The 16,018-nt window shown below is 52.7% G+C and carries 15 protein-coding genes; 10 read left to right on the forward strand and 5 right to left on the reverse strand.

Annotation, left to right across the window (positions count from 1 at the left end):
- Positions 1-158 precede the first annotated feature (158 nt).
- The 8 genes from ACFQ1Z_RS08470 (at position 159) to ACFQ1Z_RS08505 (ending at position 8,964) form a co-directional block, all read left to right on the forward strand.
- Complete coding sequence (locus ACFQ1Z_RS08470) at positions 159-785, forward strand: TetR family transcriptional regulator (protein WP_379056983.1); 627 nt, start codon at positions 159-161, stop codon at positions 783-785.
- Between the two features lie 89 nt (positions 786-874).
- Positions 875-1,915, forward strand: a complete 1,041-nt coding sequence (gene dusB, locus ACFQ1Z_RS08475) for a tRNA dihydrouridine synthase DusB (RefSeq protein WP_379056984.1) — start codon at positions 875-877, stop codon at positions 1,913-1,915.
- On the forward strand, positions 1,915-2,151 hold the full coding sequence (locus ACFQ1Z_RS08480) for a helix-turn-helix domain-containing protein (RefSeq protein ID WP_379032405.1): 237 nt from the start codon (positions 1,915-1,917) through the stop codon (positions 2,149-2,151). The genes dusB and ACFQ1Z_RS08480 overlap by 1 nt, the downstream gene beginning before the upstream one ends.
- A gap of 73 nt (positions 2,152-2,224) precedes the next feature.
- On the forward strand, positions 2,225-3,829 hold the full coding sequence (gene purH / locus ACFQ1Z_RS08485) for a bifunctional phosphoribosylaminoimidazolecarboxamide formyltransferase/IMP cyclohydrolase (RefSeq protein WP_379056985.1): 1,605 nt from the start codon (positions 2,225-2,227) through the stop codon (positions 3,827-3,829).
- 106 nt (positions 3,830-3,935) lie between these two features.
- Positions 3,936-5,204 (forward strand): phosphoribosylamine--glycine ligase, encoded by a 1,269-nt coding sequence (gene purD / locus ACFQ1Z_RS08490; protein ID WP_379056986.1) that lies wholly within the window; start codon positions 3,936-3,938, stop codon positions 5,202-5,204.
- 51 nt (positions 5,205-5,255) lie between these two features.
- Positions 5,256-6,170: an oxygen-dependent coproporphyrinogen oxidase gene (gene hemF, locus ACFQ1Z_RS08495; RefSeq protein WP_379056987.1), complete on the forward strand. Its 915-nt coding sequence runs from the start codon at positions 5,256-5,258 to the stop codon at positions 6,168-6,170.
- A gap of 1 nt (position 6,171) precedes the next feature.
- A complete protein-coding gene (locus ACFQ1Z_RS08500) occupies positions 6,172-7,476 on the forward strand; it encodes a M18 family aminopeptidase (RefSeq protein ID WP_379056988.1) in 1,305 nt (434 codons plus the stop codon).
- Between the two features lie 90 nt (positions 7,477-7,566).
- On the forward strand, positions 7,567-8,964 hold the full coding sequence (locus tag ACFQ1Z_RS08505; RefSeq protein WP_379056989.1) for an amino acid permease: 1,398 nt from the start codon (positions 7,567-7,569) through the stop codon (positions 8,962-8,964).
- Between the two features lie 65 nt (positions 8,965-9,029).
- On the opposite strand, the gene ACFQ1Z_RS08510 is transcribed toward ACFQ1Z_RS08505, so the two are convergent.
- From ACFQ1Z_RS08510 to ilvD, 3 genes are all read right to left on the reverse strand, one after another.
- Entirely contained in the window at positions 9,030-9,353 is a 324-nt protein-coding gene (locus tag ACFQ1Z_RS08510; RefSeq protein WP_379057203.1) for a c-type cytochrome, read from the reverse strand.
- A 205-nt stretch (positions 9,354-9,558) separates the two neighbouring features.
- Positions 9,559-10,494: a D-hexose-6-phosphate mutarotase gene (locus ACFQ1Z_RS08515; protein WP_379056990.1), complete on the reverse strand. Its 936-nt coding sequence runs from the start codon at positions 10,492-10,494 to the stop codon at positions 9,559-9,561.
- Positions 10,491-12,350: a dihydroxy-acid dehydratase gene (ilvD, locus tag ACFQ1Z_RS08520; protein WP_379056991.1), complete on the reverse strand. Its 1,860-nt coding sequence runs from the start codon at positions 12,348-12,350 to the stop codon at positions 10,491-10,493. Before ilvD ends, ACFQ1Z_RS08515 begins: the two co-directional genes overlap by 4 nt.
- Before the next feature lie 182 nt (positions 12,351-12,532).
- Here ilvD and ACFQ1Z_RS08525 point away from each other — a divergent pair, with 182 nt between their 5' ends.
- Positions 12,533-13,084: a hypothetical protein gene (locus tag ACFQ1Z_RS08525; protein WP_379056992.1), complete on the forward strand. Its 552-nt coding sequence runs from the start codon at positions 12,533-12,535 to the stop codon at positions 13,082-13,084.
- 13 nt (positions 13,085-13,097) lie between these two features.
- Positions 13,098-13,646 carry a hypothetical protein gene (locus ACFQ1Z_RS08530; protein ID WP_379056993.1) on the forward strand — a complete coding sequence of 183 codons (549 nt, stop codon included), beginning with the start codon at positions 13,098-13,100 and terminating at the stop codon, positions 13,644-13,646.
- Positions 13,647-13,694: 48 nt separating this feature from the next.
- Here ACFQ1Z_RS08530 and ACFQ1Z_RS08535 read toward each other — a convergent pair whose 3' ends face one another.
- Positions 13,695-13,883, reverse strand: coding sequence for a CstA-like transporter-associated (seleno)protein (locus tag ACFQ1Z_RS08535; protein WP_379056994.1), 189 nt, complete (start codon positions 13,881-13,883; stop codon positions 13,695-13,697).
- An 18-nt stretch (positions 13,884-13,901) separates the two neighbouring features.
- Complete coding sequence (locus ACFQ1Z_RS08540) at positions 13,902-15,965, reverse strand: carbon starvation CstA family protein (RefSeq protein WP_379056995.1); 2,064 nt, start codon at positions 15,963-15,965, stop codon at positions 13,902-13,904.
- Positions 15,966-16,018: the final 53 nt, after the last annotated feature.

Below are 16,018 nucleotides of genomic sequence, written 5' to 3' on the forward strand. Positions count from 1 at the left end.
ATTTTCAAAATAAACTTGATTACATACAATCTTGGATGTATATTATATACAAACACGGATGTATGTAAATGGGTTACGCAAAAAATTCATATTACCTGTCGCATCCTGCAACTTAACAGCTATGATTCTTTTTCTTTATTATGGAGTGACGCTTTAGCATGGTACGAAAAACCAAAGAAGACGCCGCAATCACCCGTCAACGCATAGTCAGCGCCGCACGTGAAGTGTTCCTGATCAAAGGGGTAAGCCGCACCAGCCTGGAGCATATCGCGACTCACGCTGGCGTCACACGTGGTGCCGTTTACTGGCACTTTGCCAATAAGGCAGAGTTGTTCCATGCCATGCGTGAAGAAGTTTACCTGCCCTTGATAGACCGCATGGAAGATACCTTGCTGGGTAACCCCGAAGGCGGCAGTTTCGACCCGCTGGGCCGCATACGCAAACATCTGGAAAACACCATACAAATGCTCGATGAGGACCTGACCGCACGCGAGACTTATGAGGTGATGATGACCAAGTGCGAATATGTAGATGAGTTCGCAGATGTGTTGAAATCTATTTTAGGCAATTGCAGCGGATTAATCCACAAATTAGAGCAGGCTTACGCCAAGGCGCAGGAAATGGGGCAAGTGGGCACCCAGGCGACCGCGGGTGAACTGGCGCTGGATACGCACCTGTTTTTCTCCGGCCTGTTACATATGTGGGTCAAGGATACCGAAGGCACGCTGTTCCGCCATAACGCCCTGCAACTGATAGATACACATATCAAACTGCGTAAAAAATAAGCAAATAAGTCTTAAACAATTCCATCCCTACCGATTTACAGTTAAAATAGTCAGTCTTTTCACTGACTTATCAGAGCCTACTGATTCTCATGCAAATCGGACCCCATCTCTTAAAGAATAACCTGGTTGTCGCGCCCATGGCTGGCGTCACCGACCGCCCTTTCCGCATGCTATGCAAAAAAATGGGTGCCGGCCTGGCCGTGTCCGAAATGGTCACTTCCAACTCTTTGTTATATGGCAGTGAAAAAACCAAACGCCGCGCCAACCACGAAGGTGAAGTCAGCCCGATCTCGGTGCAGATAGCCGGTGCCGAACCAGCCATGATGGCCGAAGCCGCGCGCCACAATGTAGATAACGGCGCGCAGATCATCGATATCAATATGGGCTGTCCGGCGAAAAAAATCTGTAATGTGATGGCCGGTTCTGCCTTGCTCAGAGATGAGCCACTGGTTTCACAGATCCTCAAAGCGGTAGTCAATGCCGTTGATGTACCAGTCACCCTCAAGATCCGTACCGGCTGGGACAGGCAGAACAAAAACGCCATCATGATCGCCAGAATGGCTGAAGATATAGGCGTGCAGGCCCTGACCATACACGGCCGCACCCGTAACGACCTTTACCATGGCGATGCCGAATATGACACCATCGCGGCCGTCAAACAGGCCATACGCATTCCGCTGATCGCCAATGGTGATATCACCACCCCGGAAAAAGCCAGGTTTGTGCTCGATTACACCAAAGCCGACGCAGTGATGATAGGCCGCGCCGCGCAAGGCCGCCCGTGGATATTCCGCGAGACCGAGCATTTCCTCAACACCGGCGAACATATGCTACCGCCTACGGTAGATGAGATCCACCAGGTCATGCTCGAGCATCTGCATGATCTATATGCTTTTTATGGTGAACTGACCGGCATGCGGGTCGCGCGCAAACATATTTCCTGGTACACCAAAGGCCTGGCCGGCTCTGCCGCCTTCCGCCACAATATGAACACCCTGCAGACCATAGACCTGCAACTGGAAGCCATCAATGGCTTTTTTGTCGAGCTCAAAGCCAAAAATGACAGGCTGGTCTATGCTGATGATACGGCTGAAAACGAAGAAGAAAACAATCAGGAGCTGGCAGCATAATGCAAACCGATGGCAAAATCAGTCTCGCCATCCGCGAGTCACTGGACGAATATTTCACCCACCTCGATGGCCAGCCGCCACATGCCATTTATGACATGGTATTAGGCTGTGTAGAAAAGCCCATGCTGGAAGTCGTGCTGATCAAGGTCGGCGGCAACCAAAGCAAAGCGGCCGATATGCTGGGCATCAACCGTAACACCTTACGCAAAAAAATGGCCGCTTACGGCCTTGAGTAACAAACGCCCTACCCGGCTCTGACGCTAGAGCCAACCACTTTTTATTATCAAGCAAACTCTCAGATCAAATACCATGACAATTAAACGCGCGCTTATCAGTGTCTCAGATAAAACCGGAGTGCTCGAACTGGCACAAACCTTACAGCAACTGGGCGTAGAACTGCTTTCTACCGGCGGCACCGCCAAACTTTTCCGTGAGCACAATATCCCGGTCAAGGAAGTCAGCGACTTTACCGGCTTTCCTGAAATGCTGGATGGCCGGGTCAAGACCCTGCATCCCAAAGTACATGGCGGCTTACTCGGCCGTCGCGACTTGCCTGAACATGTCGCCGCCATGCAAGCGCATGGCATAGAGAATATAGACCTGTTGGTGGTCAACCTCTACCCGTTTGAAGCCACCGTTGCCAAAGCAGACTGTACGCTGGAAGATGCGATCGAAAATATCGATATCGGTGGCCCGGCCATGGTGCGCTCTGCCGCCAAAAACTGGAACGACGTCGCAGTACTGACCGATGCCGCACAATATGCCGAAGTCACCGCCGAGCTGAAAGCCAACCAGGGCGCAGTCTCAAAGGCCACCCGCTTCAAATTATCGGTGGCGGCGTTCAACCGCATTGCCCAATACGACGCCGCTATCAGCAACTACCTGTCTGCCATCGATTTTGACCAGACAGAATCTGCCGGCAAACCGGTGCTGAGCCAGTTTGCTGGCCAGATGAACAGCAGTTTTATCAAGGTGCAGGATCTGCGCTATGGCGAAAACAGCCACCAGCAAGCGGCGTTCTACCGTGACCTGTATCCGGCGCCAGGCAGCCTGGCTACTGCCGAACAGCTGCAGGGCAAAGAATTAAGTTATAACAATATCGCCGATGCCGATGCCGCCTGGGAAGCAGTGAAATCTTTCAACACCCCGGCCTGCGTCATTGTAAAACACGCTAACCCATGTGGCGTGGCCATAGGTGCGCATGCATACGAAGCCTACAGCAAGGCCTTTAAAACCGACCCTACCTCGGCTTTTGGCGGCATCATCGCCTTTAACACCACGCTGGATGGAGCCGCTGCCGAAGCCGTGAGCAAGCAGTTCGTGGAAGTATTGATCGCGCCTGAGTTTACGCCAGAAGCCCTGGCTATTTTCAGCGCCAAAGCCAATGTGCGCGTGCTGAAGATAACTCTGCCCAAAGGTGGCAGCACCGCCTGGCAGCAAGGCCGCAATGCGGTCGATTCCAAACGCGTGGGTTCCGGCATCCTGCTGCAGTCTGCCGACAACCACGATCTGCAACTGGCGGATGTCAAAGTAGTCACCAAGCTGCAACCAAGTCCTGAACAAATGCAAGACCTGCTGTTTGCCTGGAATGTAGCGAAATATGTAAAATCGAATGCCATCGTCTTCTGCGGCAATGGCATGACCCTGGGCGTGGGCGCAGGCCAGATGAGCCGCGTAGACAGCACCAAGATCGCCGCCATCAAGGCACAAAACGCCGGCCTCAGCCTGCAGAACTCGGTGGTCGCTTCCGACGCATTCTTCCCGTTCCGTGATGGTGTAGACGTACTGGCCGACGCCGGTGCCAGCTGCGTGATCCACCCGGGCGGCAGCATGCGTGATGAAGAAGTGATCGCAGCGGCAGATGAACGTGGCCTGGCCATGGTCGTCACCGGCATCCGTCATTTCAGACATTAAATTTTTGCCACAGAGGACCCGTAGATCACAGAGTAAAATGCTTTGTAACCTTGCAGTTCTCTGTGTGCTCTGTGCCCTCTGTGGCTATAACTTTAGGTAGTTAATTATGAAAATCTTAGTGATTGGGTCTGGCGGCCGTGAGCACGCCCTGGCCTGGAAAGTATCGCACAATAAAGCAGTCAGCCATGTGTTTGTCGCGCCTGGCAATGCCGGGACTGCCACCAATCCAGGCATGACCAATGTGCCGATTACCAAGATAGATGAACTGGTAAAATTCGCGCAGGACGAACAGATAGCCCTCACCATTGTCGGCCCGGAAGCACCGTTATCACAAGGTGTGGTGGATGCTTTCCGCGCCGCCGATTTAAAAATCTTTGGCCCGACCAAAGCCGCGGCACAACTGGAAAGCTCGAAGGATTTTGCCAAAGCGTTCATGTACCGCCACAATATCCCTACCGCCAAATACCAGACTTTTAGCGACCTCACTGCAGCGCATGCTTATATAGATGCCAACGGTGCACCTATCGTGATCAAAGCCGATGGTCTGGCTGCGGGCAAAGGCGTGGTGGTAGCGATGACGCTGGCCGAAGCACACGCCGCCGTGGATGCCATGCTGGCTGACAACAAGCTGGGCGATGCCGGCGCCCGCGTGGTGATTGAGGAGTTCCTGCAAGGCGAAGAAGCCAGCTTTATGGTGATGGTCGATGGCAAGAACATCTTGCCGCTGGCCACCAGCCAGGATCACAAACGCTTGCTGGATGCCGACCAGGGCCCTAACACAGGTGGCATGGGTGCTTACTCCCCGGCACCGGTAGTCACCCCGGAAGTGCACGACAGGGCCATGCGCGAAATCATTATCCCTACCGTAGAAGGCATGGCGAAAGACGGTATTCCTTACACCGGCTTTTTGTATGCGGGCCTGATGATCTCGCCAGCGGGCGAAGTGAAAACTCTGGAATTCAACTGCCGCATGGGTGACCCGGAAACGCAGCCTATCATGATGCGGCTGAAATCCGACCTGGTGGCTTTGGCCGAACATGCCGTGCAGGGCACGCTGGACCAGGCCACTACCGAATGGGATAGCCGCTTTGCTTTAGGCGTGGTGATGGCGAGCGCCAACTACCCGGAAACGCCAAAACTGGGCGATGAGATCACCGGTTTGCCAGACAATGTGCAGGACGGGCATGTGTTCCATGCCGGCACCAGCCTGAAAGACGGTAAAGTCGTCACCAGTGGCGGGCGTGTATTATGCGTGACGGCATTGGGGGCAGACGTGAAATCAGCCCAGCAAGCCGCTTACCGCATTCTTGAAACTATCAAGTTTGCGGGCGCGCAACATCGCCAGGATATCGGTTACCGCGCGATCAGCGATTAACGTGATCAGCTGATCAGCCATTGACCTGATCAACCATTAAAGAGTGAAGTTATGACAGACACTATCCAGCCACAAGCCGTTTACGATTTCCTGCAAGGGTTGCAGGCACGCATAGTCGAGGCGGTCGAGCTGGTAGATGGCAAGAATTTCCTGCAGGATAGCTGGCAAAGGCCGGAAGGTGGCGGCGGCAATTCCTGCCTGCTGGAAAACGGCAATGTGTTCGAGCGCGCCGGCGTCGGTTTCTCCCATGTATTAGGTAACAAATTACCGCCGGCGGCCAGTATCGCCCACCCAGAAGCAGCCGGCAGGCCGTGGGAAGCCATGGGCGTGTCTTTGGTGTTTCATCCGCATAACCCCTACATCCCTACCGTGCATATGAATGTGCGTTTTTTTGTCGCCAGGGCGCAGCAGGCAGGCGAACAGGATATCTGGTGGTTTGGCGGCGGCATGGACCTCACCCCCTACTATGGCGACGAGGAGGACTGCATCCAGTTCCACCGCGTCAACAAAGAGGCGCTGGCCCCGTTTGGCGCGCAATACTACCCGGCCTTCAAACAGGCTTGTGACGAATATTTCTTTCTCAAACACCGCAAAGAACCGCGCGGTGTGGGCGGTATCTTTTTTGATGACTTTAGCGAGCTGGGCTTTGCGCAAAGTTTTGCCCTGCAACGCGCGGTGGGCGATGCTTTCCTGCATGCCTACCTGCCTATCGTGCAGCGCCGCAAGCACCAGACATATGGTGAACGCGAACGCGACTTCCAGGCTTACAGGCGTGGCCGCTATGTCGAATTCAACCTGATTTATGACCGTGGCACCATTTTTGGTCTGCAATCCAATGGCCGCACTGAATCCATACTGCTTTCCATGCCGCCCATCGTCAAATGGCGCTATGACTGGAAACCGGAGACCGGCAGCCCGGAAGCCAAACTGTACACAGATTTTTTAATCGAGAAAGACTGGGTTTAACATGCCAATCTCAATAGATGCCAGACAACGCGCCCTAGCCCTGCTGGAGTTTATTGATGCCAGCCCCAGCCCCTGGCATGCCGTCACCCAGGTTGAACAGGCATTGGCCGCGCATGGCTACTGCCGGCTGCAGGAGCAGGACAGCTGGCAGTTCACTCCTGGTGGCAAATACTACGTCGTGCGTGATGGCGGTTCTATCATTGCGTTCGTGCTCGGTCTACAGCCTATTGCCGAACAGGGCTTCCGCATCGTAGGTGCACACACCGATTCGCCAGGCTTGCGCCTGAAACCCAAGGCGGCTTACAGCACTGAAGGGATCGCGCAACTTGGGGTAGAAGTGTACGGCGGGCCTATCCTGGCTACCTTTACCGACAGAGACCTCAGCCTGGCCGGGCGCGTCATCGTTAAAACCGCTGGCGGCCATAGCTCGCACCTGCTCAGACTGGAGCAGGCAGTCGCCCGCCTGCCTAACCTGGCTATCCATATGAACCGGGAAGTGAATGAAAAAGGCCTGGCTTTGAACAAGCAAACCGGCCTGCCGCTGATTTTTGGCCATGCCGCCAATAGCGAAGCGGCCAGACAATTACTGTCAGACACCCTGGCCAGCCACTTGCAGGTAGCGGCGGAAGATATTTTAAGCTGGGACCTGGCGCTTTATGACACCCAAGCCGGCAGCTTCTGGGGCATGGAACAAGAGTTTATTGCCGATAGCCAGCTGGATAACCTGGCTTCTTGCCACGCAGCATTGCAAGCCTTGCTCAGCACCGAAAAACCGCAGGCGACCTCTATTTGTGCATTATTCGACCACGAAGAGGTAGGCTCTGAGACGGCCACCGGTGCTGGCGGCAGTTTTCTGCTCGATGTGCTGGAACGCATCAGCCATACACAGCAGCTGACGCAGGAAGACAAATTGCGCAGTTTTTCGCGCAGTTTCTTTATCAGTGCCGATATGGCGCATGCCTTTCATCCTAACCATGCTGGCAGTTACGAGCCTTGCCACCACGTGCAGGTGAATCAGGGGCCGGTGATCAAAACCAATGCCAACCAGCGTTACAGCACCAATGCCGCCACCGCTGCGCGCTTTATCCAGCTTTGCCAGCAGGCTGGCGTGCCTTACCAGCAATACGCCCACAGGACTGACCTCGGTTGTGGCAGCACCATAGGCCCTATCATGGCTGCCCAGCTCGGCATAGCCACCGTGGATGTAGGCAACCCGATGTGGGCCATGCACAGCATACGTGAGAGCGCAGGCGTGCTGGATCACAGTTACATGATAGCCACCTTGCAGCAGCATTACGCCAGCTGACCTGGTCAGATGCCTGAGCGGCAAATTTGTCAATTGCATTGACGCTGGTATAACGATTGCTTTACCCTTGCATGACAAGGGGATTCAGCAATGCTAAAACAATTATTACGTAAAAAACCTATACAGCCGCATGCGCACACCGGCCTGCGCAAATGTCTAACCGCTTTTGATCTGGCATTACTCGGCATAGGCGGTGCGATAGGCACCGGTATTTTCGTGCTCACCGGTATCGCCGCCGCCACACAGTCGGGCCCGGCGGTGGTCATTTCATTTATCATCGCTGGCATTGCCGCCGGCTTTGCCGCGCTGGCCTATGCCGAACTGGCGTCTTCTATAGGCGGCTCGGGCAGCGCATATGGCTATAGCTATGTCGCATTCGGCGAGTTTGCGGCCTGGATGATGGGCTGGATGCTGTTACTGGAATATGGCGTAGGCGCGGCCGCGGTGGCCAATGGCTGGGCGGGCTACTTTGTGAATACCGCCAGCAGCCTGGGCTGGCATATCCCCGTGCACCTGACCAAAGCCCCGGTGCTGGGTGGCAGTATCAACCTGCCGGCTTTTGCCATCATCTGGATCCTGACCTTGCTGCTGATGGTAGGCGTCAAGGAGAGCGCGCGCGCCAACAACCTGATGGTGGCGATCAAACTTTCAACCATTGCGACTTTTATTATTCTGGCGGTCGGTCATATCAATGTAGATAACTGGCAGCCATTCATGCCATTCGGCTGGTTTGAAACGCTGGAAAATGGCAAGAATATAGGCGTATTCGCCGGTGCATCACTGGTGTTTTTTGCCTATTTCGGCTTTGATGCGGTGTCTACCGCGGCCGAAGAATGCAAGAATCCGCAACGCGATCTGCCTATAGGCCTGATCGCCTCGCTGCTGTTCTGCACCATCATCTACATCATCGTTTCGGGTACGCTGACCGGCGTGGTGCCCTATGCAGAATTAAACACTTCTTCACCGGTAGCGTTCGCACTGACCAAACTGGGTTATCACTGGTCATCCACACTGGTGGCTACCGGCGTGATCGCCGGGCTGATCACCGTATTGCTGGTGCTGCTCTACGGCCTGACCCGCATCCTGTTCGCCATGAGTAGGGACGGCCTGATCTCGCCCATCTTTTCTGAAGTGAACCCAGACCGGCAAACGCCGAGCAAGATCATTCTGATGTGCGGCTTTGTGGTGTCTATCGTCGCCGGGTTTATTCCGCTGGGCGAGTTGGCCGAGACGGTCAATATAGGCACGCTGGCCAGTTTTATCATGGTGTGTATCGGTGTGATCCGCCTGCGCATGACGCACCCGCAGCTGCCACGCCCATTCAAGAATCCATTTAATCCGCTGATCCCGGTTGCCGGCGTCGTTGCCTGCGGCGCGCTGATGTCTTTTCTGCCGGCCGAGACCTGGCACCGTTTTATCAGCTGGGCGCTGATAGGGGCGGTGTTCTATTTCGTCTACTCCATACGTCACAGCAAATTACGCCCTTAGCCGGACGTGATTGCCATAATAAAAAAGCCGACACGAAGTCGGCTTTTTTATTGCTCAGGCAAAGATTACAGCGCCAGGATCCACTCAACTATGGTCTTGATATCTTCGTCTTTTACTTGCGGGCTGTTAGCTGGCATAGGAATGTTTCCCCAAACACCGCTGCCGCCTTTTTTCACTTTATCGATCAGCTTGCCTTCTGCTGATTTGTCACCCTTGTATTTTGCCGCAACATCTTTATACGCTGGACCCAATACTTTTGCATCTACACTGTGGCAAGCCAGACAGCCGCTTTTTTGTGCCAATGCTTTTGCTGCCGCTGCATCTGCAGCTTGAGCCTGACCAGCCGTTAGTAAGACGGCTGCTGTGATTGCAGAAAATAAAACTTTCATGCGCACTCCTTGAATATCTTTAAAATAATAAATCCCCAATGCAATTTTCATGCATGTGGCATCTTACCTGACCAGGTAAATTCCACAAGCATGTAGCCGTGAAAATGCCAGGCACATCAAATATTTTCAGTTTGATTGGTATTTTGCCAACATGGGTAAAACGCACGTGTCACAAATGCGTTGACACGTGCGTTTTAAAAGGGAGTTACAGCGTTTCTATGGAGTATTCAGCGCTGAGGATGTGTTTGCGGCCAGGGTTGATGACAACCATGTTATCCAGGGCATTGGTGGTTTCTACACAAATGGTCTTGCGCCATTCGTCACCCACGCCCATATCGCCCATGGAGCCGGCTTTTTCGGCACCCGGGTTCCATACCACGGTGGCATCACTGCCAGATTTGGCGATATGCACGATGCGGTTAAAGCCGCTGTCATGTATCGCACAATCAGAACTGTGGTGGACGTAAACGCGATCATACTCGCTGCCATCAAAGGCCAGCGCATTGTGTTCGACGTTACGTTCATAATCGAGCAGTTTGTCCAGATAGACGCAGTCCTGCATGCCAGTGATCTTGATATTGGAGATATCGCTGACATTAAAATAGGTATGGAAAGCCTCACTGATGACAAACGGGTGTTTGGCCAGGTTGGTGGTCGCCAGATCTATACGCAAACGGCGGCCTATGGTGATGGTCAGTGTCAACTCATATGGGTAGGACAACTGGCGTTGCGCTTCCGGGGTCTGTTGCATCTCGAGGATGATGCGCGTCGCACCGGTAGGGGTGGCATCAATATCCATCACCCGCCATGGAATCACACGCGCAAAGCCATGTGGGCACAGGGTGCTGTCAGTCGGGTGGGCACCGAACCATGGCCAGCAGATAGGGGTGCCACCACGGATAGAGCGGCCTTTGACATAGCGTGCATTGCTAGACAGCCACAATACCGGATCAGCCAGAAACTTGGGCTGCCATTGCATGACATGTGCGCCTTGCAAGGCGATCTTGCCAGTCGCCAGCGGGTTATCGATCTCCAGATATTGCAGGCCTTGCTCATCTTGCAGCTGGTTGACGTGCGCATGCAGTTTCATGCGTTTAGTCATTTCGGGTTGACCTTGTTCCAATGTTGCGTGTGCGGTCATTTATTACCCCTTTCAATTTGTGACACATCTCTCACTGCGCCTCTGGCGGCGCTGGTACTCATGGCGGCATAGGCTCGCAACGCAGGTGAAACCACACGTTCACGGGTGGCCGGTTTCCAGGCATGGTGGCCTTTGGCTTCCATGGTGGCGCGTCTGTGCGCCATGTCTTCATCACTGATGACTAAATGTATGGTGCGGTTAGGGATGTCTATCTCTATGGTATCGCCCTCTTCCACCAGCCCGATAGCGCCACCTTCTGCCGCTTCCGGCGAGGCATGGCCTATACTCAGGCCAGAAGTACCGCCTGAAAAACGTCCGTCTGTCAGCAAGGCACACGCTTTGCCCAGGCCTTTGGATTTCAGGTATGAAGTCGGATACAGCATTTCCTGCATGCCTGGCCCGCCACGCGGGCCTTCATAACGAATGACCACCACATCGCCAGCGACTACCTGGTCAGCCAGGATACTTTCCACCGCATCATCCTGGCTTTCAAACACGCGTGCGCGGCCAGTGAATTTCAAGATACTGTCATCGACACCGGCGGTTTTAACGATACAGCCATCCAGCGCGATATTGCCATACAACACTGCCAGACCGCCATCTTGCGAGTAAGCATGTTCTTTGTTGCGGATACAACCGTTTTCCCTATCATCATCCAGGTCTGGCCATAACATGCTCTGACTGAAAGCAATAGTGGTGGAGATACCGCCAGGCGCTGCGCGATAAAACTTTTTCACTTCTTCATCTTGCGTGGTGACGATATCCCACTTGGCCAATGCTTCACCCATGCTCGCACTATGAACGGTTGGTACATCGGTATGGATGACACCGGCGCGATTAAGTTCGCCCAATATGCCCATCACGCCACCGGCTCTGTGCACGTCTTCCATATGGTATTTACTGGTCGCTGGTGCCACTTTAGACACACAAGGCACCTGGCGGGAGATACGGTCTATATCACGCATGGTGAAATCCAGCCCGGCCTCGTGCGCGGCGGCCAGCAGGTGCAACACGGTATTGGTAGAGCCACCCATGGCCACATCCAGGCTCATGGCATTCTCAAAAGCCTGCATGTTGGCGATATTGCGTGGCAGGACTGAATAATCATCCTGCTCGTAATGGCGCTTGGCCAGATCAACGATCAGGCGGCCGGCCTGCAAGAACAATTGTTTACGCGCGGCATGTGTCGCCAGCGTTGAACCATTGCCTGGCAAACTCAGGCCTAGTGCCTCAGTCAGGCAATTCATGGAGTTGGCAGTAAACATACCGGAACAGGAGCCGCACGTCGGGCAGGCAGAACGTTCAACTTCAGCTACCTCTTCATCGCTGACGTGACTATCTGCTGCTTCGACCATGGCATCGACCAGATCCAGTTTACGCACTGTGCCTTGCCAGTTGACTTTACCGGCTTCCATAGGGCCGCCGGAAACGAACACCACCGGGATATTCAGGCGCAATGCCGCCATCAGCATACCGGGTGTGATCTTGTCGCAATTAGAGATACACACCAGCGCATCTGCACAATGCGCATTCACCATGTATTCCACACTGTCGGCGATCAGGTCACGGCTGGGCAGGCTGTACAGCATGCCGCTGTGGCCCATGGCAATGCCGTCATCCACCGCAATGGTATTGAATTCTTTAGCTACGCCACCGGCTTTTTCAATCTCACGCGCGACTAACTGGCCCAGGTCTTTTAAATGCACGTGCCCAGGCACAAACTGGGTGAACGAGTTTGAGATAGCGATAATCGGCTTGGAAAAGTCTTCATCTTTCATGCCGGTGGCTCGCCAAAGCGCGCGGGCACCAGCCATGTTACGGCCCTGAGTTGTCGTATGAGAACGGTATTTAGGCATGAGAAACACTAGGATGGTCGTTAAAACGTTATTTTAACTGAATAAACCGTCGCGATGGAACCGCTTACAAGATTGTTACATCCTGCACATAACAACAATAGCCTGATGCAGCAATTTTAATTGCAAGCTTTGAACACTATGCTTATCATCGCTTTACCAAAAATAATAAAGGGAGAATAAAAATGAAATGGCTTGTTATAGGATTGCTGGCCTCAATCCCACTATCTGGATGTATGCCTGAACTTAAAGTTGCTAATGTCGACAACGGCGGGCTGATTCAGGCTAAAGAAGGTAGAAAATTAGGTCAGGCCGACGTTACAAAGAGCACGAAATTTCCATTAAATCATTATAAAGAAATGGCTTTTTTCTCATCTAACCAATACTACTTTCAGTATGGCTATGATCAATTAAAATCCTTCAATCATTTCAACCAGGTCTTAAAATACAATGATTTAGAAAAAATCGTCATTGCCAACAACCTGCAAGATAAAGTCATTAATCTGGACAGCCAAATAGGTTTAAGCCGTTTTGCTAACAACTACAAACCATTTTTATGGATAAGACTTTATCCCAAGCAGGAAAATAACAAAAACTACCTGACATTGGTCGTCACCAATCCGGTTAATGCAGAAGACCTGTTTGAAGCAAGGACATGGCATGATGGTCAAACCGATGAGGCATTGCTATATCCACTGTTCAATGCGCTTTCAGTATGGATAAAAGAAAATCAATAATCCTGGAAATAATATGAAAAAAATTCTAATTAGCTTTTTAATGGTTTTATTAAGTGCTTGCAGCGTACTCAAAGTCGTCCCTTTAGACCCAAAGACAGGTTATTACCCGGCTCAAACCGAGGCAAAAACCATCCTTAAGAAACCTATCGATCTGGATAAGAGAAAGTCTTTACTTTTAATCAATGATGAAGATTTTGTTCGCGGTCAGATTACAAATATGCACTATTTTGATAGCTTAATGACGCTCAATGAACTTGAAACACGAATTGTTCAAGCCAACCTGACGGATAAAATACCTTCAGTCTCTGACAGAATAGGCATTAATAATGCCGCCAAGAACTACAAAGACTTTTTATGGTTCAGGGTCGAATTTAAAAAAGAAGGCTACACGAACAAATCTGTACAATTTATTTTAACTGACCCTCAAACCATGGAGGACATATTCATTACCGAAACCGAGTTGGATTATGCGTGGAAAGGAGTTAACGATCAGTACAATTGGTACCCGATGTTTAACGCCATGTTGAAATATATACGCGAAAATTCCAAAACATATAAATAACGATTTAAGAAGCCATCTGTTTCACCAGGTGGCTTCCACTAAAGCCATTCAGCAACAACGTTTCAGCCCTTTCCATTTGTTATCCTGCCATTGCTTGAAAAATTCCGCTTTTGATAAGGGTGGAGCATTCTCTGCCAGCGGAGCATGATGCTCAGCATAGTGTTGCAAATAACGCTCATACGCATCATCGCCGGATAATTGCCGGATACGCCGCCAGCATCGTTTAAGCCAGTTCATACCATCACCTTCGCTTTCTTAGACTTCGCCAGCAACATATTTGGTAGGTACATACGGCGTTTCGGTGGATGGCAGCACCCGCTTACCCGCAAAGTAACGCCAGCTCATGACTAACATATCAAAAAACACCACCCACAGCACTGCTACAAAAAACAGGGTCAGCCAGGCATCGAGCTGCTGGTTGAAAATCAGCTGTGGCGCGACTGCCGCTTTGTCCGGCGGCAATAAGCCGGCCGCCAGCTTGTGTGACAGATCATTGGCGGCGGCAAAAAAACCGACGCGCACATCACTGCTGAATATTTTTTCGTAAGCCGCCGTGCTGGTGATGATCAGCAGCCAGACCAGAGGTAAACCGGTGATCCAGGCTTTGCCGGCCTTGCCCGATTTGATCAATATGCCGGTGCCAACTGACAGGGCGATCGCGGCCAGCATCTGGTTGGCAATGCCAAACAATGGCCACAGGATATTGACGCCACCATTGGGGTCTATCACACCGATATAAAGAAAATAACCCCAGCCGGCCACCACCAGTGCACTGGTCAGGATCACGGAAGGTGTATAAGAGGTCTCGCCGAGCTTGGGATGCAGATTGCCCAGCATATCCTGCAACATAAAGCGGCCGACGCGGGTACCGGCATCCAGGGTGGTCAGGATGAAAATGGCTTCGAACATAATGGCAAAGTGGTACCACAAGGCTAATAAATGTTTGCCAAAGACTGTGCCCAGAATACTGGCCATGCCAACAGCCAGGCTAGGCGCACCGCCGGTACGGGCAAATAATGTAGTTTCACCCATGGCACTGGCCAAACTCTGCATTTGCTCAACAGATACCTGATAACCCCAGCTGCTGATGGTATTCACTGCGTCTAACGCTTCTTTGCCCACCACACCGGCCGGGCTGTTGATGGCAAAAAATACACCGGGTTCAAGTATGGTCGCCGCTATCATGGCCATCATGGCGACAAAGCTTTCCAGCAGCATGGCGCCATAGCCTATCATGCGTATATCGCATTCACAGGTGATCAGCTTGGGCGTCGTGCCACTGGCGATCAGGGCATGAAAACCGGAGATCGCCCCACAGGCAATGGTGATAAATACAAACGGAAACAGCTTGCCGCCAAAGATAGGGCCAGTGCCATCTATGAATGGCGTGATGGCCGGCATGCGGATATCCGGGCGCAGCCATAATATGGCGATCGCCAGCATCAGCACTGTGCCCAGCTTCATAAAAGTGGATAAATAATCACGCGGCGCCAGCAGCAGCCAGACCGGCAGCACGGCAGCAGCAAAACCATAGGCGATGACACTAAAGGCCAGCGGCAAGCCTTCATGGTCAAACCAGCCAGACAACAGCGGGTGGTGGTCGACCCAGCCACCCAGCACAACAGAGCCCAACAGCAATACCACCCCCAGCAGCGAAGCCTCCAGCACCCGCCCCGGCCGCAAGTAACGCATATACACGCCGACTATCATGGCGATAGGGATGGTGGCTGCCACAGTAGAGGTGCCCCAGGGGCTGTGCTTCATGGCATTCACCACCACCAGGCCCAACACGGCGATCAGGATGATCATGATCATAAAAGTACCAAACATGGCGGCGATACCGCCTATGGCACCGATTTCGTCTCTGGCCATCTGCCCCAGGCTACGACCGTTGCGCCGGGTAGAAAGAAACAGAGTCACCATGTCCTGCACCGCCCCACCCAGCACGGCACCTATCAGTATCCACAGTGTGCCTGGCAAATAGCCGAACTGCGCCGCCAGGGTAGGCCCGACCAGTGGCCCAGGCCCTGCGATAGCAGCAAAGTGGTGGCCAAACACCACCCAGCGATTGGTAGGCACAAAATCGCGGCCGTTATTCAGGCGTTCCGCCGGCGTCGCTCTGGTGGCATCCAGACTCAATATACTGGCGGCGATCCAGGCCGAATAAAAACGGTAGGCAATGGCATATACACAAAGTGCGGCGGTGATCAACCATAAAACATTCAGCGCCTCACCCCTGGACAGCGCGATTTGCGCGACTGCGAACACCCCCAGCAATGTCAGCAAAGCCCAGCCAGCACGCCCAAAAAAACCCTTCATAATCAATTCTTTCTATTCTTCATGTTTTTCTTATCGGTAAAAAGCCTGCTTAT

Origin of the sequence: Methylophilus luteus, from assembly GCF_042676265.1 — a bacterium.
Lineage (GTDB): Bacteria > Pseudomonadota > Gammaproteobacteria > Burkholderiales > Methylophilaceae > Methylophilus > Methylophilus luteus.

Bases quoted from the DNA above. Each gene is read 5' to 3' on its own strand.
- ACFQ1Z_RS08470 (WP_379056983.1), top strand. From the start codon at position 159: ATGGTACGAAAAACCAAAGAAGACGCCGCAATCACCCGTCAACGCATA.
- dusB (WP_379056984.1), top strand. From the start codon at position 875: ATGCAAATCGGACCCCATCTCTTAAAGAATAACCTGGTTGTCGCGCCC.
- ACFQ1Z_RS08480 (WP_379032405.1), top strand. From the start codon at position 1,915: ATGCAAACCGATGGCAAAATCAGTCTCGCCATCCGCGAGTCACTGGAC.
- purH (WP_379056985.1), top strand. From the start codon at position 2,225: ATGACAATTAAACGCGCGCTTATCAGTGTCTCAGATAAAACCGGAGTG.
- purD (WP_379056986.1), top strand. From the start codon at position 3,936: ATGAAAATCTTAGTGATTGGGTCTGGCGGCCGTGAGCACGCCCTGGCC.
- hemF (WP_379056987.1), top strand. From the start codon at position 5,256: ATGACAGACACTATCCAGCCACAAGCCGTTTACGATTTCCTGCAAGGG.
- ACFQ1Z_RS08500 (WP_379056988.1), top strand. From the start codon at position 6,172: ATGCCAATCTCAATAGATGCCAGACAACGCGCCCTAGCCCTGCTGGAG.
- ACFQ1Z_RS08505 (WP_379056989.1), top strand. From the start codon at position 7,567: ATGCTAAAACAATTATTACGTAAAAAACCTATACAGCCGCATGCGCAC.
- ACFQ1Z_RS08510 (WP_379057203.1), bottom strand. From the start codon at position 9,353: ATGAAAGTTTTATTTTCTGCAATCACAGCAGCCGTCTTACTAACGGCT.
- ACFQ1Z_RS08515 (WP_379056990.1), bottom strand. From the start codon at position 10,494: ATGACCGCACACGCAACATTGGAACAAGGTCAACCCGAAATGACTAAA.
- ilvD (WP_379056991.1), bottom strand. From the start codon at position 12,350: ATGCCTAAATACCGTTCTCATACGACAACTCAGGGCCGTAACATGGCT.
- ACFQ1Z_RS08525 (WP_379056992.1), top strand. From the start codon at position 12,533: ATGAAATGGCTTGTTATAGGATTGCTGGCCTCAATCCCACTATCTGGA.
- ACFQ1Z_RS08530 (WP_379056993.1), top strand. From the start codon at position 13,098: ATGAAAAAAATTCTAATTAGCTTTTTAATGGTTTTATTAAGTGCTTGC.
- ACFQ1Z_RS08535 (WP_379056994.1), bottom strand. From the start codon at position 13,883: ATGAACTGGCTTAAACGATGCTGGCGGCGTATCCGGCAATTATCCGGC.
- ACFQ1Z_RS08540 (WP_379056995.1), bottom strand. From the start codon at position 15,965: ATGAAGGGTTTTTTTGGGCGTGCTGGCTGGGCTTTGCTGACATTGCTG.